Below are 24835 nucleotides of genomic sequence, written 5' to 3'. Positions count from 1 at the left end.
CGCGTCAGCGGCGTTGTTGTTTTAGCAGCTTTTTCAGTTGCCGTACTTCTGCTCTGAGTTGTTTTTCCGCTGAACCGTCACCAGCAAACACCAGCTGCTGATAATGGGTTGCCACAACTGCAGTTTGTTGCGTCAGAGCAGTTGGCTCGCGGCCCTCATTGCCCAAAGTGGCCAGATATTGCAGCACAGTTTGTGCGGGCGCCTTGGCTTGCCAGGGGCTCAGTTCGCGCACAAGCCAGACCGAAATGTCGGGTGCAGCTGTGGTCAGACGCAGCCATAACAGCCTGCTTAACAAGGCCGCGGTCAGCAGCAACAACACTATTTTGCTGTAATGCCACCAGTCCAGCGCGGCCAGCTCTAATAGCCGGTTTTTCACGCTGCTTAATAACGACTGTTGCTGTTCATTATCAAAACCAAGCACCCAGCGCGACCAGTAATAATCCAGATCTTCCAGTTGTTGCAGCAGTTGTTTGGCAAAACCGGCACGTCCCAGCCAATTGCCTTCCAACCTTAATAAATCAGCAGCTGATAACAAATCTTCCAGGCTGGCAAATAGTCGTTGTGGTGCCACCTGCAGTGTTGGATCAAATTGATGCCAGGCGCCCTGATGCAGATATTCCACCCAGGCGTGGGCAGCCCTTTGTGTGACTTCCAGATAACTTTGGTTATCCCGCCATTCGCCGCCCAGATAACCGCCGACAATACGCGCCGGTACACCAGCCGCCCTTAATAAAAAGGTGGTGGTCTGGGCATAATGGCTACAAAAACCACTTTTGCTTTGCCATAAAAACATATCAATCTGATCGCCCGACAAAGCTGGAGGGTTCAGGCTGTATCGAAAGCCGCCTTCACGTAGATAACGGCCAATGGCCAGCACCAATTGTTCCGGTGTTTTATGTTCAGCCGCAAGTTGCGCGGCAAGCGCCCGGCTTTTTGGGTTTCCAGGCGGTAATTGTAAATTGGCACTGTTTTTTGCACCCGGGAAATCAGGCACAGGTGCAAGCACAGACTGCAGCTGAAAACTGGCGCGTTGGCTCAGCACGCTGCGGCTACTCAGTAGCGCATCTGTATCGATGCGCTGCGGATAACTGACCTTCAGTGGCACGCCCAGGCTATACAAATGCCGCTGCTGATGTGGTTCAACAATAATTTTGTAGCTGAAGCTCAGGTTGCTGTTGTGTTTTATCTTACTAAAGTCAGCCAGATCGTTGTTATAACGCCGCCGCCAGCTGCTGCCATCAAAAGTATCGTAAATGCGGGCGCGCCAATACAGTTCATCGGGCTGTGGCAAGCGGCTTTGAAATTCAACCCGAAACGCCAGCTCGTCGCTTTCGACCAAACGTTCAATACTACCCGGGTTCAGTTCATCACCAAGGCCCGTCATCGCCTGTTTGGCACCGGGCAGTGCCCAGAGTGGGGCAATGCGTGGAAACAGCAAAAACAGACTTAACCACAAAGGCACAAAGATCAGGCTGGTTTTCATCGCAGATTTATAGGGAAATGTACTGCCGGGCGCGGCAAAAGCCAGGTAATGACTTTGCAGTTGTAATAACAACAGCATAAATACCAGAAGCGCCATGCCAAGTGCCTGGTGCAAAATAAAACAACAGGCAAATAAAAAATACTGCACCCACAACAGCTGCTGCACATCGGCATGATCGTGTTCACGAAAACCCAGCAGTCGTAAAATAGCCGCCAGCAGCAGCAGGTGGATCATCAGATGCAACACCCCCAGATCCCGGGCAAATAACAACAAAGCGGACACTATCGTCAGCGCAAGCAAATTGGATAACTTTAAACTCCAGGCCGGTCTGTTGAGCAACAACTGTGGCAGTTTGGCCAGCAGCAATAATGCAAAAATGGCCAGGCTCCAGAAATTAAAAGCCGGCGCCAGTAACAACAATAACAAACTTTGGATCAGCCACAATCGCCAGATCACAGGGGTTGGCACTGCGGGGTAGGATGCCTGATTTGCTAACATAAACTCAGTGCCTCCAGACAACGTTGTCGGTGCAGCTCTTCGCTGCTAAGGCCCGGCTGCGGCGCAGATTGTCCGCTTGCGTTTTGTGCAGTTGTGAGTTGTTCTCTCGTGAGCAGCCGGCCTTGTACTTCCAGGGTATAAGGCAGATGCCGGTGACTCAAATGCAGAATTTGCGCACAAATCTGCGATAGTGACTGTTCAAGCGCAGCGCCTGACAAGGTGGGCACCACCAGCTGGTGCAGCTCAGAGCCCTGTTGGCTGAACACCTTCACTACCGGCTGAGACGGCTGGCGTGATAGTCTTTTCCAGTCAATACGTTGCAGTGCATCGCCCATCTGATAAGGGCTTAAATGCGACCATTGCAACTCACCATCACCCGTTGGCAGATGCTGCTGCATTTGTTGTTGCAAGGGATTGGGATACACCCAATAACTTTGATTTAGCGCCGGATAACACCAGCAGCGTATTAAACCAAAAGGGTACAGACTCTGAATTTTAAAACGCGGCAGCCGGTAAAAACCACGGCGGGAACTGTCTACCTGCAACATCACCTCTGAGGGCAAAGTCCAGAATAACTGTCGATCGCCGTTTAAGCTGAACTCCAGCAACTGACGCCCCTGTTGATTGGCAAGGCGTAGCCGCACATTCAGCATGTCACCGGCAAAAGCGGCCGTGGTTTCGCCACTTTGTAGTACCAGACCATGCAGATTCTTAAAAGCGAGGATAATGGCCAGCAGCAGCAGTCCAATCAGCAAAAAACTGAGTAATAAAATCAGATTATTCTGATAGTTACTGCCTAATAAATACAAAATTGCCGCCAGCGCAAACAACGAAATGCCATATTTGCTTGGCAGCACATACAAAATGTTCTGGCGCAGTATCAGCTGACTGACAGGCGGCTGGCGCCGCTCCAGCCAGGCCCATATTTTATGCTTCACCCAGCTTTGCAGCTTTTGTCTCAGCAGCTGCATGGGGTTTCCTGAATTAACAGCGCACTGAGGTTGGACTGATGCTGCTGTTGCCGAGGTTGTAGTCTGTGTTCGGCGACTGCGGCAAACACCGCTTGCACGTCTTCAGTGGTGACAAACTGGCGCTGCTGTAAAAAGGCATAAGCTTTGGCGGCCCGCACCAGACCCCGTGCCGCACGCGGTGACAGCGGCAGCATGTCTGAGCGCTGCCGGCTTTGCCGGATGAGATCCAGCATATAACCCAGCACAGCGTCGGTGGCGGTAATTTGGGGCACCAGTGCCTGCAGTGCCCGAAGCCGCTCTGTGCTCAATAGCGCTGGCAACTGTTGCTGCTGGCGGTTTTGTTGGTCCTGTTGTAGCAATTGCAATTCGGCGGCGCGCTCCGGAAAACCTAAGGTCAGGCGCATTAAAAAGCGGTCAAGCTGTGATTCGGGCAGCGCATTGGTGCCACTGTGAAACAAGGGGTTTTGCGTGGCTATCACAAAAAAAGGTGCCGGTAAGGGCCTGGTTTCACCATCAACCGACACTTGCTGCTCTTCCATGGCCTCAAGCAGGGCGCTTTGGGTTTTGGGGCTGGCTCTGTTAATCTCATCGGCCAGCAGCACCTGGCTAAACACCGGGCCTGGCTGAAAGTTAAATTGCTGCGAGCGGGCATCAAAAATACTAAAACCGGTCAAATCGGCCGGCAACAGGTCGCTGGTAAACTGCACCCGGCGATAACTTAAACCCAGACTTTGTGCCAGTGCGTGGGCCAATGTGGTTTTGCCCATACCGGGTAAATCTTCCAGCAATAAATGGCCCTGCGCCAACAGGCAGGTCAGCGCCAGCCGAATTTGTGGTGCTTTGCCGAGGATCACCTGATTCAGTTGCAATTCTACTTGTTGAATATCTGTGTGCACTGTTTGTCCTTGGGTCGGGAAAAGCCGTTGATGGCGATAAAATGACGCTTTGGCAAATAGTTACAAAGTTCGTATACTGCCGCAAGCGCTATTTCCGGAATGTTTTTGTGATGAAAATACTCTTTGTTTGCCTGGGTAATATTTGCCGCTCGCCAACAGCCCACGCCATTTTCCGTCAGTTGGCGGCGGAAAATAACTTTGCCTGTGAAGTTGAATCGGCCGGCACCAGCGCCAGTCATAAAGGCGCTCCGCCAGATCCACGCAGCATCAAAGCGGCCATCGATGTCAGTTTTAAAGGCATTTATTCCCGCCCGGTACAGACGAACGACTTTGATTATTACGATTTGATTTTAGCCATGGATCTGGAAAATCTCGCGGCATTAAAACGCCGTTGTCCGGCGGAGCATCAGCACAAACTCAATTTGTTGATGAGTTACCACCCGGATTACGCCAGCCAACCCGAAGTGCCGGATCCTTATTATGGTGGTACCCGTGGTTTTGAGTTGGTGCGTCAGCTGATAGAACAAGCCTGCGAGCATTTATTGCTTGAATTACAGCAAAGGCGCTAATGGCGCTTTTGTTGTTTTTTTACCTCAGAATGCACATTGTCTTGGCTTTTGTGCTGCATTTTTCGCCAACAGACGGCTAAATTCTAGGTTATAACAAATTAGCGATTGAAATTGGCCGGTAATAAATTTACTTTGTCCTTGGATTAATAGCCAAAGTGAATCAATTCCCCATTTCATAACCTTAATAGGATACGCAAAGTGACGACCTGGACGCCTCAAAGTTGGCGAGCATTTCCCATCCAACAACAACCCCATTACGATGATCCGGCCCTGCTGGCCAGTGTGGAGCAGCAGCTGCATTCGTTTCCGCCTTTGGTTTTTGCGCAGGAAACCCGGGATCTCTTTAGTCAGTTAGGGCAGGTTGCCGAAGGCAATGCCTTTTTACTGCAAGGCGGCGATTGTGCGGAAAGCTTTAGTAACTTTAATGCGCCAAAAATCCGCGATACCTTTAAAGTGTTATTGCAAATGGCCGTGGTGATGACCTTTGCCGGTGGTTGCCCTGTGGTGAAAGTGGCGCGGATGGCGGGACAATATGCCAAACCGCGTTCAAGCGACCTAGAAACGGTGAACGGCATCAGCTTGCCAAGTTACCGTGGCGACATTGTGAATAGTTTTGAATTTACCGAAGCGGCGCGCCGGCCCGATCCAAACCGGTTATTAACGGCTTACCATCATTCGGCTGCAACCCTTAATTTGTTGCGTGCTTTTGCCCAGGGTGGTTTGGCCGATTTACATCAGGTCAGCCGCTGGAATATGGGTTTTGTCGAAAGTAACCCATTAAAAGGCCGGTATCAGGACATAGCGCAGCGTATTCAGGAAGCGCTGCGTTTTATGGAAATTTGTGGCATCAGCGCGCAAAATTCGCCGTCTATCCGTGAAACCACTTTATATACCTCGCATGAAGCTTTGCTGCTCAATTACGAAGAAGCTTTAACCCGCCGTGATTCGTTGACCGGCCTCTGGTATGACTGTTCGGCGCATATGGTGTGGATTGGTGAGCGGACCCGGCAGCTGGATCACGCGCATATTGAGTTTTTCCGCGGTATTCATAACCCGATAGGCGTCAAAGTAGGGCCAGGTATGGATGAGCTGGATTTGATCCGCCTGATTGACCAGCTGAACCCAGACAATATTCCGGGACGTCTGACCCTCATCACCCGGATGGGCGCGGACAAACTGGCTGATAAATTGCCGGCTTTAGTGCGTCGGGTGCAACGCGAAGGACGCAAAGTGGTCTGGAGTTCAGATCCAATGCACGGCAATACGGTCAAAGCCAGCAATGACTATAAAACCCGTGATTTTGAAGCTATTTTGCGCGAAATCCGAAACTTCTTCGCGGTACATCAGGCCGAAGGCAGCCATGCCGGCGGTATTCACCTGGAGATGACAGGTGAACATGTCACTGAATGTACCGGCGGCGCTTATGGTTTGTCGGAAAACGACTTAAGCCAGCGTTATTTTACCCAGTGTGACCCAAGGTTAAATGCCGATCAGGTACTGGAATTAGCCTTTTTAATCGCCGATACTCTGCAGACTGTCCGCAAGTAAGTCCCCTGATTATGGCGCCAACATCTGGCCTTGATATCCAATCTCAAACCTACAGTGCTGCGATTCACAGCACTGTAGGTATTGTTGGCGCAGGTAGCATAGGTTGTTTTTTAGGTGCCATTCTGGCGCAGGATAAAAGCCTTGCGGTGCAGTTTTTTGGCCGTGAAGCCTTAGGTCTGGAGCTGGCGGCTTATGGTTTGTCCGCGGGTTTCCCTGGGGGCAATGCCAGTGCCATAGCGCCGGCTTTTTATACTTCTATGGTCAGCCTGATTGAATGTGATGTTATTTTATTAACAGTGAAAGCTATCAGCCTGCCACATCTTATTCCGCAGCTAAAAAAGTTTATCCGCCCCGATGTGCCAGTGGTTGCACTGCAAAATGGTATTGGCGTGGATACCATGTTAAGTGCCAGCCTGAACAATCCGGTGTATCGTGCCGTGGTGCCTTTTAATGTGGTGAAAACCGGGCCTGGGCATTTCCAGCAAACCAGTTCTGGTCAGTTGCTGTGGCCGCAAAGCAATCAGCATAAACTGGATTATCTGGCGGCCATTTTCCGCAATTATGGCTCTGGTGTGCAGCTGTGTGCCGATATGCGTGCGGTTGAATATGGTAAGTTGTTGTTAAACCTGAATAATGCGCTGAATGCTTTGTCGGGGTTACCGCTGAAACAGCAGTTATTGCAGCAGGACTTGCGTCTGGTGCTGTCGGCAGCTATGCAGGAATGGTTGCAGGTGGCCAAAGCGCTGCAGGTCAAACCTCAGGCCATGACGCTGTTACCCAATGACTGGCTGCCCTGGTTGTTACGTTTACCCACCTGGCTGTTCCGGCTACTGGCACGGCAAATGTTGCTAATTGACGACGCGGCCCGCTCTTCGATGTGGGACGACATTCAGGCTGGCCGGCGCACTGAAGTGATGTATTTAAACGGTGCTGTGGTGCGTCTTGGCATTGAAACCGGCATTGCCACGCCGGTGAACGCCGCTATTGTCGAACTGGTGAAACACCTTGAGCAGGGCGAGTCATTAGAGCTTAGCCCGGCTCAATTGCGTCAGCAGTTGTTACAGCGCTGAGTTCCGTTAAGTGTTTTTGTTGTTTTCTGTGCTGGCTTCTGCCGGAAATATCTGCAGCCAGTCGTTTTTCATATCCACCAGTTGCCAGCCATAGTCACTGACCGCTTTTAGCGTTTTTTTCCCGGGGCAGTAGGCATATTCGCGCTCGGCGTCAGTGTGATGGATCAGCATACACAATGAGGTTTTGCTCTGACCTGCCCAACGTAACATCGCAATGTCACCCCTGCTGTTACCAAAAGCGGCAATAGGATGACGGTCAATATGACTTTCAATACAAAGCACTTTGCCTTTACCGTTATCTAAAAACCACGGAATAGGTTTGAGCTCCACCTCAAGCTGACCGTTTTTATCACGTAACCTGGTCATCAGCTGGCTGCCAAGCGCCTGCTCAGGCCCAATACCATAAGCCTCTTCAGAAAAAGCGCGGATAAAATAACAACTGCCGCCTGAGACCAGATAATTGCGAAAGCCATGCTGACGAAACAGCGCCAGAACTTCCAGCATCGGCTGATAAACAAGCCTGGGGTAAGGGCGTTGAAATCTCGGATGTAAAGCTTTGCCAAGCCAGCATTGCACCCAGTTTTTATAGTCATCGGTGCTGACCCCATCTATCCATTCCCGTAACAACCAGCGGGTGTCTTTAAGTACTTTTTCCATAAAAACCGCGAGGCTATGACGGATAAAACCCTGTACTGTGCCACAAAGTGGTTGAGGCCGGATTTCATCGTGCTGCATCAGATCTTTGATAAAAGTGATTTCGGTGACATGAGGTTTTTCCACCCATAAGGTGCCGTCGTGATCAAAAGTCGCGATTCTATCTTCCGGCGCCACATAACAGGCCGACTCAGGGTTCGTCACTTGATGCAGAAAGTTCAGAATGGCGTCACGGCGTGGGCCTGGACGCCAGGATGGTAAAGGCTGATGGGCTGTCATGCGACGATCCTTGTACTTCATTACTTGACCTGAAACGAACGGGTATTTTGCGCAACTGTTCGCAATCAACCTTAGCGCAAATCTTTGCAGAGCAAGCAGAACCTGCTGCATACAGCATATTAGTATTTTTGCCTTTTCAGACCGGTCTCCGCCATGATTTTTGCCGAAATCTCTTCAATCGACAAAGTAGTGGAATTTAAATAGGGAATTCGCTCTTTTTTATACAAATTTTCCACTTCCGCCAGCTCCAGTTTGCACTGACGCAACGACGAATAACGGCTGTTGGGCCTGCGCTGCTCACGGATTTGTGACAGCCGCTCCGGTGTGATGGTTAAACCAAACAATTTGCCTTTATGCTGCGCCAGCACTTTGGGCAAGCTCAGGTGGTCCATATCTTCTTCGACAAAAGGATAGTTGGCGGCTTTAATGCCGTATTGCAGCGCTAAATACAGGCTGGTTGGGGTTTTGCCGGAGCGGCTGACACCCACCAGAATAATATCGGCTTTGGCATAATCTTTTAAGTTAGAACCATCATCATTGGCCAGTGCATAGTTCACCGCATCAATCCGAAAATCATAGGTTTTTTCGTGAATACTGTGGGTCCTGTGAGTTTTTGGCATGGCCTGAATGCCCAGCTCTTTTTGCATCGGCTCAACAAAAGCATTGAGGAAGTCATAACAAACCGCCTCGGAGCTGTTGATAATGGCGCGCAGGCCTTCATCGACAAAAGTTAAAAACACTAATGGCCGCACGCCGGTAGTTTTATAACGATCGTTAATGCGTTGTTTAGTCTGTAAGGCTTTGTCGGCGGTTTCAACAAAAGGGATGGTTACATGGTCAAATTCTGCTGGAAAAAGAGAGAGTAAGGCGTGGCCAAATACTTCTGAGGTAATACCAGTGCCATCTGAGATATAAAAGGCTGTGCGCACGCTGAAGTCCCCATTGTTGTTATAAAATTACATTAAAAATTAAGGTTTTATTTAAGCCGTCTGGCAGTGTAGAATCTTTTTGCTTATGTAGCGAGCCTCGTAAGCTTACCTAACCTGCAACAAAAATTGGAGACATACTGTGCAAGAATTCGTTGTTTGGTATCAGGACTTGGGCATGCACGATGTTCCACGGGTCGGCGGCAAAAATGCTTCATTGGGTGAGATGATCAGTAATCTGGCTAACGCCGGAGTACAAGTACCAGGCGGGTTCGCCACCACAGCAGAAGCTTTTAATCAGTTTCTGGAGCAAAGTGGTGTTAATGAGCGGATTTATCAGTTATTGGATAAAACGGACGTAGACAATGTGACTGAGCTGGCCAAGGCCGGTGCTCAGATCCGCCAGTGGGTGATTGACACCCCATTTCAGCCGGAATTCGAACAAGCCATTCATGCAGCTTACGCCAAACTTTGTGAAGGTATGGGTAATGATGCCTCTTTTGCAGTCCGCTCTTCTGCCACTGCCGAAGATATGCCGGATGCCTCTTTTGCAGGGCAACAGGAAACTTTCTTAAACGTTCGTGGTTACGACGCTGTGATTGAAGCGATCAAACACGTATTTGCCTCTTTGTTTAATGACCGTGCTATTTCTTACCGTGTGCATCAGGGGTATGACCACCGTGGTGTGGCCTTGTCGGCCGGTGTACAGCGTATGGTGCGTTCAGACTGCGCCTCTTCAGGCGTCATGTTCTCCATTGATACCGAATCAGGTTTTGAAGATGTGGTCTTTGTGACTTCATCTTATGGTTTAGGTGAAATGGTGGTGCAGGGCGCCGTTAACCCTGACGAATTTTATGTACATAAACCCACAGTAGCTGCGGGCCGCCCGGCCGTGGTGCGTCGCACTTTAGGCTCAAAGTTAGTGCAGATGGTGTATTCATCTGACCAGGGTCATGGTAAGCAGGTCAAAATTGAAGATATTCCACAGGCCAAAAGCCGTCAGTTTTCACTGACCGATGCTGAAGTGGAAGAATTAGCCCGTCAGGCCATTACCATTGAAAAACATTATGGCCGTCCGATGGACATCGAATGGGCCAAAGACGGCATCGACGGCAAACTCTATATAGTACAGGCCCGACCTGAAACTGTGCGCTCGCGCGAAGACAGTAACTCAATGGAACGTTACCAGCTGGAAGGCAGCGCCTCGGTGCTCACTGAAGGCCGTGCTATCGGCCATAAAATTGGCTCCGGTACCGCCAAGGTGCTGGCCAGCATCGCTGATATGGACCAAATCCAGCCAGGTGATGTGCTGATCACCGATATGACAGACCCGGACTGGGAACCTATCATGAAACGGGCTTCGGCCATTGTGACCAACCGCGGTGGCCGTACCTGTCACGCAGCTATTATTGCACGTGAGCTGGGTATTCCGGCTGTGGTCGGTTGTGGTGATGCCACCAGCCTGGTAAAAACCGGTCAGCAGGTGACAGTGTCTTGTGCCGAAGGCGACACAGGTTTTGTTTACGACGGTATTTTGCCATTTAATGTGGTCACTTCCCGCGTTGACCAGATGCCACCGCTAAAAATGAAAATTATGATGAACGTCGGTAACCCGGAGCGGGCTTTTAGCTTTGCCAAGTTACCACATGCCGGTATTGGTCTGGCGCGGCTGGAATTTATTATCAACCGGGGTATTGGTGTTCACCCTAAAGCGCTGCTCAATTACGATGCTCAGCCAGCCGATGTCAAAGCTACCATTGACGAGATGATGGCAGGTTACGCGTCACCTGTTGAATATTACGTAGGTAAACTGACCGAAGGTATCTCCACTTTGGCAGCGGCGTTTTCACCAGAGCGTGTCATAGTGCGGATGTCCGATTTTAAATCGAACGAATACGCCAACTTAGTCGGCGGTCAGCAGTACGAACCCCATGAAGAAAACCCGATGATTGGTTTCCGTGGCGCCTCACGTTATATCTCTGAAGATTTCCGCGATTGTTTTGCGCTTGAATGTGAAGCGTTAAAACGGGTGCGTAACGACATGGGCTTTACCAATGTCGAAATTATGATCCCATTCGTGCGGACTTTAGAAGAAGCGGCAGCTGTGATTGACTTACTGGCAGAACAAGGCTTAAAACGCGGCGAAAATGGCCTGAAAGTCATTATGATGTGTGAGCTGCCAAGTAACTGTCTGCTGGCCGATGAGTTCCTGGAATATTTTGACGGTTTCTCTATTGGTTCTAACGACTTAACTCAGCTCACCCTGGGTCTGGACCGTGACTCCGGTCTTATTGCCCACCTGTTTGATGAACGTAACCCGGCCATTAAAAAGTTGTTGTCGATGGCCATTTCCACCGCCAAAGCCAAAGGCAAATATGTTGGTATTTGTGGTCAGGGCCCATCCGATCATGAAGACTTTGCCGCCTGGCTGATGGAGCAAGGCATTGATTCAGTGTCGCTGAACCCTGATACTGTGCTGGAAACCTGGTTGTATCTGGCGAAAAAATACGGCGGTTAAATGTAACCTCTGATAAAAAGCCAACCCAAGCCGGTTGGCTTTTTTTATCTGCCAGATTTAGTGAAACCGACCATGCGACTGATATTTTGTGTCTTAGCCTGAACTGCGACTGAGACCTGTGTTGAAACTTTTCTGATAAAGAATTTTTTATGCTGACAATAGTGTTATTAGGTGCCAGCGGCCAGTTGGGTCAGGCACTGTTAAAAGATTTAACGGCGCTTGGCACAGTGTTGACGCCAAACCGGCAGGAGCTGGATTTAACCGATGTTGCTTCGGTGCAACAATGGTTTTTACAGCATCCGGCGGATTTAATTGTCAATGCTGCCGCTATGACAGACGTTGACGGTGCAGAGCGCAATGCCGTTTTATGCGAGCAACTGAATCACCAGTTGCCGGCGACTCTGGCTGTGATTGCCAAAGAGCGGCACAGCTGGTTATGCCATTTTTCCACCGACTATGTGTTTGATGGTCAAAAAACCGAGCCTTATGTCGAATCTGATGATACGGGGGCGCTGCAACAATATGGCCGCAGTAAAGTGGCTGGCGAACATGCCATTATTAGCTCAGGTTGTCGTCATTTAATTTTCCGCACCAGCTGGTTATATAACCACAGCGGCCGCAATTTCCTCACCACTATGCTGTCGCTGGCACCAAACCGGCAGGAGCCTTTTTTGGTGGTGGATGATCAGGTGGGCGCGCCCACCAGCGCTACTGCAGTGGCAGACGCTGTGGTCAGTATTTTTAGCCAGATTTTTGCCATGTCACAGGAGCAAGCGCACGCTGTGAGCGGCATTTATCACTTAACAGCGGCTGGTGAATGCAGCTGGTATGAATTTGCCAACACCATTTTTTATTATGCGGTGGACGAAGGGTTACTTGAGCAGCAACCCGAAGTGCTGCCGACTGATAGTGTGAGTCTGAACAGAGCGGCCAAAAGACCGGCCAACTCCAGACTGGACAACCAAAAAATCCAAAAGACTTTTGGCATCAGTTTAAACGCCTGGCAACAGCAACTGACAGATTGTTTACAGCTGATAAAAAAACATACAGAAACTGGTAAATAATCAATATCTTAAGTAAGCTAGCCTTGGATAAATTTCAAGCGGAGTGACCAATGGACAACAGCGCAGTCAGCAATGAGCAACAGCAAAAAATAACTCGTGCCCAGGGCGCACTGGTGGCTTTGCTGGCGGGTGACGCGTTGGGGGTTCAGGCCGAGTTTTTGCCGCTTGAAGAGCGCCGTGCTCTGGGCGCAGGCAGCTTGTTAAGCTTTTGCGAAGGTCCCTGGCATACCTTGCCGGGCCAGCCCACTGAAGAAGGTGAGCTGGTGTTGTTGTTATGCCGTATGCTGGCGTTTTGCCGCTGTTACCAAAGTGCCGATGCGGCTTCGGCCTATCAGTATTGGCTGCAAAGCCAGCCTTTTGCTATTTCGGCATCATTGCAACAGGCGTTAACGGTAAAACCCTCTGAGCAGGATTTAGGGCTGGCCGCGCTTGGCCGCCAGTTGCCTGTAGCCATCATGGGCGTGCATTATTCACTGCCGCAAATTGCCGCCTGGGCCATGGCAGACACCGCCATCACTCAGCCTGCGCTGTTGTGCCAGCAAATCAGTGCTCTGTATGCCATGGTGCTGGCCAAAGCCATCGACACTGGCGCCGGCGTGGATGAGCTGTATCAGGATCTGCAACAGTGGGCACGGGAGCTCAAGGTAGAAGCAGTGCTTCGCCAAACCATTGATCAGGCGCTTTTTATGCCGCCTGCCAACTATGAAAACCCGGCGAACCCGGCCCTTTGTGCTTTTCACCATGCTATCTGGCAGCTGCTTTATGCCAAATCTGTTGGCGAAGCCATAGTGGACAGTATCCGTCAGGGCGGTGACACCGGCAGCCACGCTGCCATAGCAGCTGCTTTAGTGGGTGCAGTGCAGGGAGTGGACAAACTGGACCCTGAGTGGCTCAGCGTGCTTGCCAGTTGCAAACCACAGGAAGGAGTGACAGGTGTTGATCAGCCAAGACCGGAAGTGATGTGGCCGGTCGATGCGCTGCAGCTTGCCGCCAATCTGGTGCTGTTAACACCTGCTGAGCTATTGAGCTAACACATTTTGGTCAATTTTTGCACCCTTAATAAAAAATCCCGCCAGCAGGCGGGACTTTTTAATTAAAACTGACTATGCGGATGTTGTTTAAGCTCGTCTGAGCGCCTTAATTTGGTTAAAGCATCCACCAGCCACACAGCAGATAAGCGATCAAGCTGGCCACAGCACAAAACACAGCATAAGGCATTTGCGTACGCACATGCTCCAATAAGTCGCAGCCGGCTGCCACTGAACTCACCGCAGTGGTATCTGAAATTGGCGAGCAGTGATCACCAAATACACCACCGCCTAAAATGGCAGCCAGCACAAGCGCCGGGGGTAAGTTCAGCTCCAGCACCAATGGCATGCCAATAGGGATCAGAATAGCAAAGGTGCCCCAGGAGGTGCCTGTGGTAAATGAAATCAAAGCGCCTGCCAAAAACATCATGGCCGGAATTAAAAACAGCGGCATTGAACTTGCGACTAAACCTGCTATAAAGGTGCCTGTGCCCAGAGTTTTTAAGCTGGCACCAAGCGCTATGGCTAACAATAATATTGTGGTTAATGCCAAAAGTTCGCTCATGCCCTTGTAACCAATATCCACCAGCTGCTGATGGCTGAATTTATTGTCAAACCGAAGCAAAGCATAAGCGACTAAACAAGCCAACGCTGTGGCATATAACACAGATTTAGAGCCTGAGCCTGCAGCTAAATCGCCCTGGCCCGTCCAGTACATAAAACCTACCATCGACAGGATCATCGTCAGCAGAGGCAGCAGCATATAACGGGCTTTTCCTTCATTGATTCCTGGCCCTTCGCCAAGATCTGTAGTCGCGTTGTGCAATTGTTGTTGCCGCTGCCAGGCGGTTTTCATCGGGCCATAATGGCGACCACTGATAATGGTAAAAAGTACCAGGGCCAGAGTGAACAACGGATAGAAGTTAAACATAATGGTTTGCATCAGGATGCTGACCGGGTTTTCCTGAAGCTGATAACTTCCAAGTAAACCAAGCACATAAGCACCCCAGCCGTTCAATAAAATCAGAATACAGATAGGCGCGCTGGTGCTGTCGATAATATAAGCAAGCTCGGCTCTGCTGATTTTAAACTTATCAAATAAACCGCGAGATAAAATACCGGCCGTCAACACGGATAAATTAGATTCAATAAAAATGGCCACACCGGTAAAAAATGCCAGCAGTTTGCTTTGCCGGCCATTTTTGGCAATGCCCCGTGCCACCAGGCGGCTGACCAGCGCATTGACACCACCTGAGTAGCGCATATAGGCCATTAAAGCTCCCACCAGCAGCGCAAATAACAATAAGCGGGCATTGCCCGGATCTGACATCACTTTAATGAGAGCTTCAAGTGTGTTCAGGCCACCGAGCGCAGTGGCGGTAACAACAGACTCACCCTGTTGACTTAATAACAGCAGTTCGGCGCAGAACAACGACAGCAGCAGCGCCACTATCACTTCTTTTTTCCACAGCACCACAATCAAAGCCACCAGAGCGGGCAGCAGCGTCAGCCAGTCAGACAAAATTCACCTCGTTGTCAGTTCTTGTTGTTATTTATTGTTGTTTGTTGATGTTCTTTGTTGTGACAGTGCGCCATGCCGGGCTTGTCAGTACCATGCATCGGACATAGGCCCGCTGCGGGCGCTGTTTGTTGTATTAATTGCAAAAAAGCATCCGGCCGATACTTTGCCAGTAAGGCCGATAATACTGCAATGCTTTTATCATCGGCCTCACCCGAGATCTGCTCAGGTACAAAATGTCGCTGAAAAGCACTGAAATACAGCCTGCTCTGATCATCATGCTGACCTGTAACCTGAATAGCATAACCGTATAGCCTCAGCGCCTGTTGTAACTGGGTTATGCCGCCGGTCAACACCGGCTGCTGATAATACTGGCGCACTGTGTGGTTGTCATACCAGGCGCCAATGCCCTGGCTTGCAAGCCACTGCCAGGGAAAACGTGGCCCCGGATCCTGTTTTTTCGCCGGGGCAATATCACTGTGTGCCAGAACACGGCTGGGGCTGATGTCGGGGTAACGTTTGAGAATATCTTTCAGCAGCAGCGCCAGCAGCTGCATTTGCTGCGGGTCAAAATCCGGGGTCAGGCAAAGAGCCGGGCGAGCTTTACTGGTGGCAGTTGCTTTGATTGGGTGGTCACAATGACCTGTGTTCACAAGCTCAATGCCGATGGATTGGTCGTTCAGATTCTGCCGGTCTTCAAATGCACTTTCACCGGCATGCCATGCACGGGCCGATTCAGGCACCAGCTGATATACCTTGAGTTTCTGCTCTGGGTAGGTGTTATCAAAAGATTCAGGGATCAAATAATGGCTGCTGACCGGACGGGCTGACTTTTGGGTCAGGATATCAAACGATTGTTGCCAGTTGCCGGCGGTGTAATGCAGCACCACAAAACGCACCCGCTGATTCTGATTTTCCGAAGGGTGTTCGCTGATGTCCAGCTGTACCGGCGACAGAGTAGTAGCGCAGCCTTGCAGTAAGGTGCCAAGGCTACACAGCAGCAGATACCAAAGCGCCCGAACTCTTAAGGACAATTTTTGTCGGAACATACACCTAACCTGCAAACAAGTTGTCAGTCGCAGTACAACACACTGCCAATCAGCGCCAAAAGTGCAAAGATAACATAAAAACAGCGGCTGCTACTATGAGGGTTTCAGGCTATCTGGTTGTAATTTATTACGTTTTATGGCGATATAGGCTTTCACCTGATCAGGGATCTGAACCGATGAGCCATCAACAGTTGTTGTCCATCAGACTGGCGTCTGAACACGCGCTTTATTTGGATCTGGCGACAGAACCCTCACCGGCAGCGCTGGCGCGGCTGGTGCAACTACAGCAGCAGTTAAAACAGCACTTTGGTCATCATCTTCGTGACATTGTGCCGGCTTATTTGTCGTTATTGCTGATTTTTGAACCTGAACATTTTGCATATCAGCCACTTTGCGCTGAATTAACCGCATTTTGCCAGCAGCTATTTCGCAAGTCGGCGCCTGAGCTTGCCGGTAAAACAGTGCAGTTGCCGGTGTATTATGGCAAAGACAGCGGCCCTGATCTGGCACGTCTGGCTACATTTCATGGTCTGTCACAAAAACGAATTATTGAACTGCATCACAACCAAGCCTATCTGGTATATGCCATTGGAGTTGCGCCGGGTTTTGCCTATTTAGGTTTTGTGCCACCCAAGCTGCAAAGCCCCAGGCTGGCTACGCCAAGACCTTCGGTTTTAAAGGGTTCTGTGGGTATTGCTGACCGGCAAACTGCGGTCTATCCGGCCAGCTCGCCGGGCGGCTGGAATATTATTGGCAACTGTCCCTTGCCGCTGTTTGATTTGAATGCCGCGCCGCTGATGCCAGTGGCAGTTGGTGACGAAGTGCAGTTTGTGCCGATAGAAAGAGCGGAGTTTATCCGGCTGGGGGGCCAATTGTGGACGGACTAAAACAAGGTGGTTTTTACCTGCTGAAAAGCCATGCGCTTTGCCAGTTACAGGATCTCGGACGTTTTGGTGTGGCAGCTCTTGGTTTAACCGAGGGCGGTGCCTGTGATCAACAATCGGCGATGCTGGCAAATCTGCTGCTGGGTAATGTGGCCGGCGCGCCATTGCTGGAAATCGGCGTGGGAGCTGTCAGTTTAAGAGCCCAAGCCAATACTTATCTCGCATTAACAGGAGCCCAGATGCCATTTTTAATTAATGGCCGGTCTGCGCCCCGCTATTGCACTATTGCAGTGCAATCCGGCGATTTGATTGAAATTGGTTACGCCAGAGCTGGCCTTCGTTGTTATCTGGCGGTAGCCGGTGGTTTTTTGGTGCCGACAACCCTCGGCAGTGTATCAACTGTATTGCGTGAAGGCATTGGCGGATTAAATGGTCAGGCGCTTGCCGATGGTGACTGGCTGGCAGTCCATCCTTGTGAGTCCATAGCGCTGCGATCTTTGCCTTATCAGTTACAACCAAAATTTAGTGCAGTGACAGCTCTGGACTGGCTGGCCGGAGCCCAATATGACTGGTTTAACGAAGAGGCTATAGCGCGGCTTGATCAACAACTCTTTCGCCTCACTAAGCAGTCGGATCGGATGGGCTGCCGGCTCAGTGGTGGTAAAATTAAGGTCAAACAACAGGCGCCACTATACTCCGAAGGGGTCTGTTGTGGCGCTATTCAAATCAGCAACGACGGCCTGCCCATTGTGATGCTGAACGATCATCAGACCATAGGCGGTTATGCCAAACCAGGCACAGTTACAAGGCTGAGTCTGAATGCGCTGGCGCAGTGCCGGCCCGGCAGTCTGGTTCGTTTTGTCCAACGTGATTTGTCATATGTGCAGGCCAAGGCGGCGCGCCAGCGTGAATGGCTGGCACAGCTGCAAAAAGAATGGCAACATCAGGGCTGAGCAACTGCCGCTCAAAGGTTGGCTGAGGTTTGACAAAAGTCTGATGGCAGTTGCGCTCTCAAGGCCTGGCCGGATATTGCGCCAGCTGTTGCACCCATTGGTCCAATAAAACTCTGCCGGTTGTGGCTGCTTTGGGGCTATTAACCATGGCCACAAAAATCCAGGGTCTGTTCTTGGCGTCATACACATAACCGGCAAGGGCTGTGACATTTTTCAGAGTGCCGGTTTTCAACCGCGCTTTTTGATAAGCAGCCCCGGTTCGGAAGCGGTTTTTTAAGGTGCCATCTGTGCCTGCCAGTGGCAAGCTGGCAATAAACTCAGGCCCGTAATAAGCCGTTGTGTGATGGCGCAATAATGCGGCCAATAAGGATGCGCTCAGACGTTCCTGCCGGGATAAACCAGAACCGTTTTCCAGCACCAGTTGTTCAGATGTGATCTGCTGCTGCTGTAACCAGCTTTTGATTTGCGCTGCGGCCAGATCTGCTGTCAGGCTGTCCATATTGTCCTTATTGTCCTTATTGTCCTTATTGTTTGTACCGCTACCGTTTCGATTGTCCGTGCTGATTTCCGCCTGGGCCGCGCCCAGCGATAAATACAATAAGCGGGTCAGTGCATTGTCGGAGGATTTATTAACCCTTCTGACCAGCTCCCCCAAAGGCCGGCTGAAATGCATGGCAACAGGCACTGCATCAGTAGGTACTGTACCTTGTTGTAACCAGGCCGTTTGCGAATATTCAGTCAATAAAGGGGTGGGGTGATCAGCCGAAGATAAAGCCATCTTTTGATGCATCGCCTGACAACAATGGTGTTTATGCTGGTTTTTTGCTGCTCCTTTACCTCTGGGCTTAGAGCCTGGTTTGCTATCAGCTGCGTGACCGATAGCTCCGGCATTATGGCCGGCGCTGAGGTGATTGTTGATAGTGCCACCAAGTTGTTGCCATTGCTGCAGCAGAGTTAAAAACAGCGCCTGATCGCGGTCTATCAGCTCAAAACTTTGTTGTTGCACACAATTTTTCGCAAAGCTGCCGCGAAGTTGAAGCTGTAACTTTGATGAAACCATTAGCAGCTGTGCCTGTAACGAGGTTAAATCGGCTTGTTCACAAGGTCTGTTGTTAAGCGTCACCCCGGATAAATCCAGCTGCAGCAAAGGCCAATAGGGCAGCAGCGTGGCCTGCACCCTTTGCTGGTCTGAGCTTAGTTTAAGTATCTGCTGACTTTGCCCGAGATACAGGGCATCCGGCCTGTGGTTATAACGAGCTTTAGGCGCATTATCAAAATCCGGCGACCCCAGATCAGAACGTACAGGTGAAAAACTGCTGCGATCCAGCACTATGCTGCTGAGTTCGCTGACGCCTTGAGCACGCAACTGACTGAATAAATCGCCCAGTTCAGCGTAATTTAAATCGGCATCGGCGCCGGCCTGCAGATACAAGGGATTTGTTAAACGAAAACCGCTCTGTTTTTGGTGTTGTTGCAAAGCATCATAATCAGCTTTAGCCAGCAGCAAACGGGTAGTGCCGCGCCAATCGCTACCCAGCCTGGCCAAGGCAACAGTGCTGGTGAGCAGTTTCATGGTCGAAGCTGGCGCCATGGCCGCATCGGCACGATAAAAAAATGGCGCTGCACCTTCAAACAGCGGCTCCATCACCAATGCAACTTCTTGTGGTTGCAAGCCGTTTTGCTGCAGCTGATGGTGAAGACCTTGTTGGTTGATTGGGGCAGAGCTGCATGCAGCTAACGTCAGCAGCAACAGGTTTAGCGGCAGATAAAAACGATGGCGCAATAATTTCAAAATAACTCCGGCACATAAGTGTTTTGGTGTTGTTGCTTTTGCGGTTTTATCTTGCCAGTTTTGGCAAGGGCTGAACACTACAACAACGGGCTTTTTGGCTGCCGCCTGCCAGCCTGAGATTTGCCAGCGGTAATACAGTGTCAACTTCGGCACCGCAAAACGGCAGCACAGATTGACTGATACATGGTACAGCTGTCAGCTTGCCCGGCGAGCGCTTGCTATTATGGTAGTTACCGGGTTTCTGATAAATGCAGCTGATATGGACAATTTGCGCAGACAGGAAAATAAAGTGGGCGTTAGACAAAGAGTTACACCCAGACTCTGGCTTGCTCTGGTATTGCTTGGTGTTTTTGGTGCTGCTGTTGGGGCACAGGCACAACAAACAGAAACTACAGACCAAAGTTCAGCAGCTTTTAGCAAAGCAGAACTTCGTTATTTAACACAAAAAAAAACGCTGCGATATTGTATTGACCCCGACGGGCTACCGTTTGAAGCAATAGATGCACAAGGCAGACATATTGGCATCAGCGCTGGTTATCTGCAGTTATTTCAAAAGATGCTGCCAGTGCCTTTAAAGCTGGTACCTACGCAAAATAGAACCGAATCCATCAGTTATGCCAAAAGTAAGGGCTGCGACTTTATGCCGTTGTTGATTAAAAGCCCCGAACTCAGCACAGATTTAAATTTTACCTCTGCTTATCTGAACATTCCAACAGTGCTGGTGACCACGTTGGACAAAGCTTATCTGAATGATGTAGCAACATTACCGCAACTGCCGCTGGGTGTGCGCCATGGGGATGGCGTGGCTGAACTTTATCAACACCTGAACCCGGCATTACAGCTGTTGCAGTACCAAAGTGATGAGCAAGCCTTGCGGGCGGTGCGCCAGGGCATTTTGTATGGTTATATCGCCAATATGGCAAGCGTCAGTTACCCGATGCAACAAAACAACATGCTGGATCTGAAAATTGCAGGCCGTCTGCCTGGCGATCTCAGCTTGTCCTTTGCCAGCCGTTCCGACGAACCACAGCTTGGCCGTATTTTGCAGAAAATGTTGATGCGGCTGTCGGTGCCACAACAGCAGCAAATTCACCAGCGCTGGCTGCAGGTCCATTATGAGCAGGGTGTTGATCCACAACTGGTATGGCAGGGGATCCTGATAGTCACTGCTTTTGGGCTGTTGTGGTTGTGGGCTTGGGTGAAACTGCGCCGGCTGAACAGTGCGCTGCTTTTTGCAAGCAATGAGCTTACACGGCTTAGTCAACAGGACCCCTTAACCGGACTTTATAACCGGCAATTTTTTGAACAAAAACTACCTGAAGCCTTGTCTTTATGTCAGCGGCAACAACTGGTGCTGACGCTGGCAATGATGGATCTGGATCACTTTAAAAAGCTCAATGACGAATACGGTCAAGGTTATGGCGATGCCTGTTTGCGCGAGTTTAGCCGTTTGTGCCGCAGCTTTTTCCAAAGACCACAGGATGTCTTGGTGCGGTATGGCGGCGAAGCCTTTGTGTTGATAAGTGTTGGCACCGCGCCTGCGGTCATGGAAAAACTGCTGCGGGCTTTTGTTGGCGTGATTGCCAGCAGTGAAATAAATGACGGTGAACATTGCGACAACTGTACTGTCAGTATCGGCGCTTATTGTGATGTGCCAACGCAGGAACTGGATGTTAAAACCCTGCTGGACAAAGTGACGCAGGCATTAGCTCAGGCAAAACAACAAGGCCGGGATCAACTGGTGTTGCTCCCGGCACAGTCAGCGCAAAAAAATGATGATCACACTGTTAAAAAAAATGGCGATCACAGCCTGCTTTAAGCAACTTCAGGCTCGGTCAAAAGTGCCTGTGCTTCTAAAAGCAGCGGGTTGTCGCTTTGTTGTAAGGCTACAAAATCCTGTTTGCTGTGAAGGCCGGCATAACCAATCCCAATCAGGCTTTGCGCCACGGCACCACCGAGGTTTTGTCCTGGCCCTAACAAAATCAGTTTATCAGGCGCAAACTCTTTGACCGCCACCTGCAAAGCACGGCTAAAGTGGTAACAATCCGCGACCTGGGTTTGAAAGGTATAACGCCACAGCGCAGTGCTATCCACAGCGCCCGGATGCCAGATGGTGCCACTGCCGTCAATCAGCGCTGTCTGTGGCCGCATAAATTGTTCTGTGCTAAAACACGCCAGGGCCGCTTCAGATGCCTGCTGCATCAAAGGGCTGTGAAAAGCAGCATGGCCGTGTAATAACAGCGGAAAACGTCCATCCACGGGCGGCAGTGTGGCCATAGCGGCGCTCACAGCTGCTTTGCTGCCGGCCATCACGGCATAACCGCCGTATTCAATTGACATCCAGAGCTGGCCCTGGTGCAGCGCCAGCTGCTGTTTTACTGCAGCCTCTTTTTGCGGATCCAGCCGCCACTGCTCGTCCAACAGCGGATAAATAAATTGCTGTCCTTCCGCTTTTGCCGTCAGTTGCGCCATAGCCGACACCACTTCAGTGCCAAAAGCGCTATCCCAGACCCCGGCACAGGACAGCGCTGTGTACCAGCCCATCGAATTGCCGGTGACTGCCACTATGTCGTATTGTGCTGCCAAATCCTGTTGCAGGCGTTGAAATTGCGCCACACCTGCGGCATAAATCAAAGCGGCATTATTCTCTGGTTTTTGGTGACTGGCGGTTAAATACAAAGGGGCACTGTCAAGCTCGGTTACAGTGGCAAGCCCCAGTTGATGCCGTGTTTGATCAATAGCTTTGAGCGCTTTTGAGCCGTAAAAAGCGGCCAGTGAGCCTAATTCTGTTTTTTGATAGGTGCCCCGGCCCGGGCAGACCACCACTGCGGTTTGTTTCATCCAACCTGCTCCAGTTTGTGCTGAGATTTACCGAGCAACAGCATCGATTGTTCAATAATTTGGCTTACAGAGGGCAGCACGGTGTAAGCAGCGCTGCCAAGTGGAATAAAACTGTCCTGGGCGCATAAACGCGACAGCTGATACCAGTTGGGTTTATGTTCATGCAAAGCGGTAAACAGCTCTTCACTGAGCGAACCCCGGCGGCGGCATTCATCGACAATCAGCACTTTTTGGGTTTGGCCAATGGCTTTGGCAATTTTGTCGATATGCAAAGGCACCAGATAACGTAAATCCAGCACTGTGGCCGCAATGCCCTGCGCAGCCAGCTGCTGCTGTGCCTGACAGCTTAAATAAAAGCCGTTGGCGTAACTGATGATCACCAGATCTGTGGTTTTTTCCAGTGCATGCGGACGCACCGCCGGCGTGCCAGGCTCTGGCAAAGGTTCATCCAAAGCAGGCAATTCACAGGCCCAAAGGTTATCGCCCGGCTGATGCAAATCACGGGTCATATAAAGTGCGATGGGCTCTAAAAAAATCACCAGCCGTTTTTCACTGTGGGCAAGCGCTAACGCCTGACGCAGCAATAAACTGGCGTCGCGACCGTTCGACGGGCAAAACAGCAATAAACCCGGAATATCCCGAAACACCGCAAAAGAATTGTCGTTATGAAAATGGCCGCCAAAACCGCGCTGATAAGCCAGACCGGCAATACGCACCACCATAGGGTTTTGATATTGGCCGTTGGAGAAAAACGGTAAAGTCGCGGCTTCACCACGGATTTGATCTTCGGCGTTATGCACATAAGCCAAAAACTGAATTTCCGGCACAGGTAAAAACCCCTGCTGCGCCAGGCCAATACCAAGCCCCAGAATGCTTTGTTCATCCAGCAGGGTGTTGATCACTCTGTTGCTGCCAAATTGCTGCACCAGCTGTGAAGTGACGTTATAGACACCGCCTTTTTTGCCAACGTCTTCCCCCAGCACTATGGCATTGGGGTAACGCGCCATGGCCTGATGCAAAGTCCAGTTGATAATTTTCGCCAGATGCTGAGGTTTACCCAGGTTATGTTTATCAAAATCCAGCGTATTGGCAGGGACGCTCAGTGCCGGGGCTATGGCTGTGGCGGCTGTTGTTGCAGAAGCTTTAGGCACAATACTTTGCATCACAGCTTCAGCTGTGGTGAGTTTTGGTTTATTGCTGGCAACAGAGGCCACCCGGGCGGTTTGTTGATCCAGTTTTAATACCAGTTCCAGCAATTCGTTTTGCTGGTAAATACCACGTTTTAATAGCAGAGCAGTGGCGTATAACAGCGGATCTTCGTCCAGCTCAGTTTCTATTTGTTGTTTTTTCCGGTAGGCCACTTCAGCGTCGGCGCCGGCATGGCCAAATAACCGATAGGTTTTTAAATGCAAAAGCGCCGGCCTGCGGTTTTTGCGTACAAAATCCACCGCTGCTTTGGCGGCTTGTGCTACATCGGCTAAATCGCGTGAGTCGGCAGTAAAAGTTTGCATATGTGGGCTTAAACTGTGCGCTATCCAGCCACAGGGGGTTGGTGTGGAAATCCCCAGGCCATTGTCTTCACATAAAAACAGCACTGGCACAGGCACATGCTGATAATCGGCCCAGCAGGCGGCGTTGATGGCGCCCTGGGCTGTGGAGTGGTTGGCGGATGCATCACCAAAGCTACAAAAGGCAATGGCATTTTCCGGCCACTGGCCCTGGAGCTTTAATCTTTTACTTAAATCGATGGCAAAAGCAGTCCCCACAGCCTTGGGTAAATGCGAGGCGATGGTGCTGGTTTGGGGCGGAATAGACAAAGCCAGGCTGCCAAGCACCTTATGCCGGCCACCTGAGATGGGGTCTTCACTGGAGGCGGTAAAAGACAATAACAAATCGTAAATGGGGGTAGAGCCTGGCAATTGTTTGCTGCGTTCAATAAAAAAGGCACCACTGCGGTAATGCAAAAAGGCCGGATCTGTCACCTGCAAAGCCGAAGCCACCACCGCATTGGCTTCATGGCCACTGGAACCTATGGTGTAAAAACTCTGCCCCTTGGCCTGCAATAAGCGTGAGCGTAAATCCAGCAGCCGGCTTGACAGCATCGAATCAAAATAACGGCAAATTTCATAATCGCTTAGAAGCAAAGCGTCTGATTTGGGGGTCGGCAGCTTATGGTGCTGAATTTTCTCCAGATAAGCCGTGGTCCATGCATGTTGTTCGTAGGGGGCCATGTAAGATCCTGCCATGTGGTTGTTGTGATCGACAGAAAAAAGGCCAGGGCATTTGCCGCTGG

At 50.6% G+C, this 24835-nt stretch carries 19 protein-coding genes; 9 read left to right on the top strand and 10 right to left on the bottom strand.

Annotated features, from left to right (window positions below; translation table 11 throughout):
• Positions 1-4 precede the first annotated feature (4 nt).
• Genes V7P87_RS14640 through V7P87_RS14630 form a run of 3 tightly spaced genes read right to left on the bottom strand, consistent with a single transcriptional unit; the run spans position 5 to position 3848 of the window.
• Positions 5-1981, bottom strand: coding sequence for a transglutaminase family protein (locus V7P87_RS14640; RefSeq protein WP_333798088.1), 1977 nt, complete (start codon positions 1979-1981; stop codon positions 5-7).
• The gene (locus V7P87_RS14635; protein WP_333798087.1) at positions 1975-2952 is read right to left on the bottom strand and encodes a DUF58 domain-containing protein; all 978 of its coding nucleotides are present in this window, start codon (positions 2950-2952) and stop codon (positions 1975-1977) included. The genes V7P87_RS14640 and V7P87_RS14635 overlap by 7 nt, the downstream gene beginning before the upstream one ends.
• Positions 2940-3848: an AAA family ATPase gene (locus V7P87_RS14630; protein WP_333798086.1), complete on the bottom strand. Its 909-nt coding sequence runs from the start codon at positions 3846-3848 to the stop codon at positions 2940-2942. Before V7P87_RS14630 ends, V7P87_RS14635 begins: the two co-directional genes overlap by 13 nt.
• A 110-nt stretch (positions 3849-3958) precedes the next feature.
• On the opposite strand from V7P87_RS14630, the gene V7P87_RS14625 reads away from it, so the two are divergent.
• The 3 genes from V7P87_RS14625 to V7P87_RS14615 all read left to right on the top strand — a co-directional run bounded on the left by V7P87_RS14625 (position 3959) and on the right by V7P87_RS14615 (position 7035).
• Positions 3959-4417, top strand: a complete 459-nt coding sequence (locus V7P87_RS14625) for a low molecular weight protein-tyrosine-phosphatase (RefSeq protein ID WP_333798085.1) — start codon at positions 3959-3961, stop codon at positions 4415-4417.
• A 198-nt stretch (positions 4418-4615) separates the two neighbouring features.
• Positions 4616-5965, top strand: coding sequence for a class II 3-deoxy-7-phosphoheptulonate synthase (locus V7P87_RS14620; RefSeq protein WP_333798084.1), 1350 nt, complete (start codon positions 4616-4618; stop codon positions 5963-5965).
• Positions 5966-5976: 11 nt separating this feature from the next.
• Complete coding sequence (locus V7P87_RS14615) at positions 5977-7035, top strand: 2-dehydropantoate 2-reductase (protein WP_333798083.1); 1059 nt, start codon at positions 5977-5979, stop codon at positions 7033-7035.
• A 6-nt stretch (positions 7036-7041) separates the two neighbouring features.
• Here the strand turns inward: V7P87_RS14615 and V7P87_RS14610 are convergent, their stop codons facing one another.
• Both V7P87_RS14610 and ppsR read right to left on the bottom strand, forming a co-directional pair.
• Positions 7042-7989, bottom strand: coding sequence for an HAD family hydrolase (locus tag V7P87_RS14610; RefSeq protein ID WP_333798082.1), 948 nt, complete (start codon positions 7987-7989; stop codon positions 7042-7044).
• Positions 7990-8087: 98 nt separating this feature from the next.
• Positions 8088-8897 carry a posphoenolpyruvate synthetase regulatory kinase/phosphorylase PpsR gene (gene ppsR / locus V7P87_RS14605; RefSeq protein WP_333798081.1) on the bottom strand — a complete coding sequence of 270 codons (810 nt, stop codon included), beginning with the start codon at positions 8895-8897 and terminating at the stop codon, positions 8088-8090.
• 139 nt (positions 8898-9036) lie between these two features.
• Here ppsR and ppsA point away from each other — a divergent pair, with 139 nt between their 5' ends.
• The 3 genes from ppsA to V7P87_RS14590 all read left to right on the top strand — a co-directional run bounded on the left by ppsA (position 9037) and on the right by V7P87_RS14590 (position 13507).
• Positions 9037-11412, top strand: a complete 2376-nt coding sequence (gene ppsA, locus V7P87_RS14600) for a phosphoenolpyruvate synthase (protein WP_333798080.1) — start codon at positions 9037-9039, stop codon at positions 11410-11412.
• Positions 11413-11561: 149 nt separating this feature from the next.
• Entirely contained in the window at positions 11562-12476 is a 915-nt protein-coding gene (gene rfbD, locus V7P87_RS14595; protein ID WP_333798079.1) for a dTDP-4-dehydrorhamnose reductase, read from the top strand.
• A 50-nt stretch (positions 12477-12526) separates the two neighbouring features.
• A complete protein-coding gene (locus V7P87_RS14590; RefSeq protein ID WP_333798078.1) occupies positions 12527-13507 on the top strand; it encodes an ADP-ribosylglycohydrolase family protein in 981 nt (326 codons plus the stop codon).
• 115 nt (positions 13508-13622) lie between these two features.
• Here the strand turns inward: V7P87_RS14590 and V7P87_RS14585 are convergent, their stop codons facing one another.
• Together V7P87_RS14585 and V7P87_RS14580 are read right to left on the bottom strand one after the other, a co-directional pair.
• Positions 13623-15026 (bottom strand): Na+/H+ antiporter NhaC family protein, encoded by a 1404-nt coding sequence (locus tag V7P87_RS14585; RefSeq protein ID WP_333798077.1) that lies wholly within the window; start codon positions 15024-15026, stop codon positions 13623-13625.
• Between the two features lie 14 nt (positions 15027-15040).
• Positions 15041-16072: an N-acetylmuramoyl-L-alanine amidase gene (locus tag V7P87_RS14580; protein WP_333798076.1), complete on the bottom strand. Its 1032-nt coding sequence runs from the start codon at positions 16070-16072 to the stop codon at positions 15041-15043.
• A gap of 176 nt (positions 16073-16248) precedes the next feature.
• Here V7P87_RS14580 and pxpB point away from each other — a divergent pair, with 176 nt between their 5' ends.
• Both pxpB and V7P87_RS14570 read left to right on the top strand, forming a co-directional pair.
• On the top strand, positions 16249-16959 hold the full coding sequence (gene pxpB / locus V7P87_RS14575; RefSeq protein WP_333798075.1) for a 5-oxoprolinase subunit PxpB: 711 nt from the start codon (positions 16249-16251) through the stop codon (positions 16957-16959).
• On the top strand, positions 16947-17909 hold the full coding sequence (locus V7P87_RS14570; protein WP_333798074.1) for a biotin-dependent carboxyltransferase family protein: 963 nt from the start codon (positions 16947-16949) through the stop codon (positions 17907-17909). Before pxpB ends, V7P87_RS14570 begins: the two co-directional genes overlap by 13 nt.
• A gap of 58 nt (positions 17910-17967) precedes the next feature.
• On the opposite strand, the gene V7P87_RS14565 is transcribed toward V7P87_RS14570, so the two are convergent.
• On the bottom strand, positions 17968-19701 hold the full coding sequence (locus tag V7P87_RS14565; RefSeq protein ID WP_333798073.1) for a D-alanyl-D-alanine carboxypeptidase/D-alanyl-D-alanine-endopeptidase: 1734 nt from the start codon (positions 19699-19701) through the stop codon (positions 17968-17970).
• A gap of 289 nt (positions 19702-19990) precedes the next feature.
• Here V7P87_RS14565 and V7P87_RS14560 point away from each other — a divergent pair, with 289 nt between their 5' ends.
• Positions 19991-21520, top strand: a complete 1530-nt coding sequence (locus tag V7P87_RS14560) for a diguanylate cyclase (RefSeq protein ID WP_333798072.1) — start codon at positions 19991-19993, stop codon at positions 21518-21520.
• Here V7P87_RS14560 and V7P87_RS14555 read toward each other — a convergent pair.
• Both V7P87_RS14555 and V7P87_RS14550 read right to left on the bottom strand, forming a co-directional pair.
• Complete coding sequence (locus V7P87_RS14555) at positions 21517-22542, bottom strand: malonyl CoA-ACP transacylase (RefSeq protein ID WP_333798071.1); 1026 nt, start codon at positions 22540-22542, stop codon at positions 21517-21519. The two genes, V7P87_RS14560 and V7P87_RS14555, sit on opposite strands and share 4 nt — an antisense overlap.
• The gene (locus tag V7P87_RS14550; protein WP_333798070.1) at positions 22539-24773 is read right to left on the bottom strand and encodes a thiamine pyrophosphate-dependent enzyme; all 2235 of its coding nucleotides are present in this window, start codon (positions 24771-24773) and stop codon (positions 22539-22541) included. The genes V7P87_RS14555 and V7P87_RS14550 overlap by 4 nt, the downstream gene beginning before the upstream one ends.
• Positions 24774-24835 lie beyond the last annotated feature (62 nt).

Source organism: Rheinheimera sp. (assembly GCF_036782235.1).
Taxonomy (GTDB): domain Bacteria; phylum Pseudomonadota; class Gammaproteobacteria; order Enterobacterales; family Alteromonadaceae; genus Pararheinheimera.
Note: the sequence above shows the minus strand (reverse complement) of the source record. Positions and strands in the feature narration are given on the sequence as shown.

What these genes read in the sequence shown, in the direction of transcription:
- V7P87_RS14640 (WP_333798088.1), bottom strand. Translation starts at nt 1,981, where the DNA reads ATGTTAGCAAATCAGGCATCCTACCCCGCAGTGCCAACCCCTGTGATC.
- V7P87_RS14635 (WP_333798087.1), bottom strand. Translation starts at nt 2,952, where the DNA reads ATGCAGCTGCTGAGACAAAAGCTGCAAAGCTGGGTGAAGCATAAAATA.
- V7P87_RS14625 (WP_333798085.1), top strand. Translation starts at nt 3,959, where the DNA reads ATGAAAATACTCTTTGTTTGCCTGGGTAATATTTGCCGCTCGCCAACA.
- V7P87_RS14615 (WP_333798083.1), top strand. Translation starts at nt 5,977, where the DNA reads ATGGCGCCAACATCTGGCCTTGATATCCAATCTCAAACCTACAGTGCT.
- V7P87_RS14610 (WP_333798082.1), bottom strand. Translation starts at nt 7,989, where the DNA reads ATGAAGTACAAGGATCGTCGCATGACAGCCCATCAGCCTTTACCATCC.
- rfbD (WP_333798079.1), top strand. Translation starts at nt 11,562, where the DNA reads ATGCTGACAATAGTGTTATTAGGTGCCAGCGGCCAGTTGGGTCAGGCA.
- V7P87_RS14590 (WP_333798078.1), top strand. Translation starts at nt 12,527, where the DNA reads ATGGACAACAGCGCAGTCAGCAATGAGCAACAGCAAAAAATAACTCGT.
- V7P87_RS14580 (WP_333798076.1), bottom strand. Translation starts at nt 16,072, where the DNA reads ATGTTCCGACAAAAATTGTCCTTAAGAGTTCGGGCGCTTTGGTATCTG.
- pxpB (WP_333798075.1), top strand. Translation starts at nt 16,249, where the DNA reads ATGAGCCATCAACAGTTGTTGTCCATCAGACTGGCGTCTGAACACGCG.
- V7P87_RS14555 (WP_333798071.1), bottom strand. Translation starts at nt 22,542, where the DNA reads ATGAAACAAACCGCAGTGGTGGTCTGCCCGGGCCGGGGCACCTATCAA.
- V7P87_RS14550 (WP_333798070.1), bottom strand. Translation starts at nt 24,773, where the DNA reads ATGGCCCCCTACGAACAACATGCATGGACCACGGCTTATCTGGAGAAA.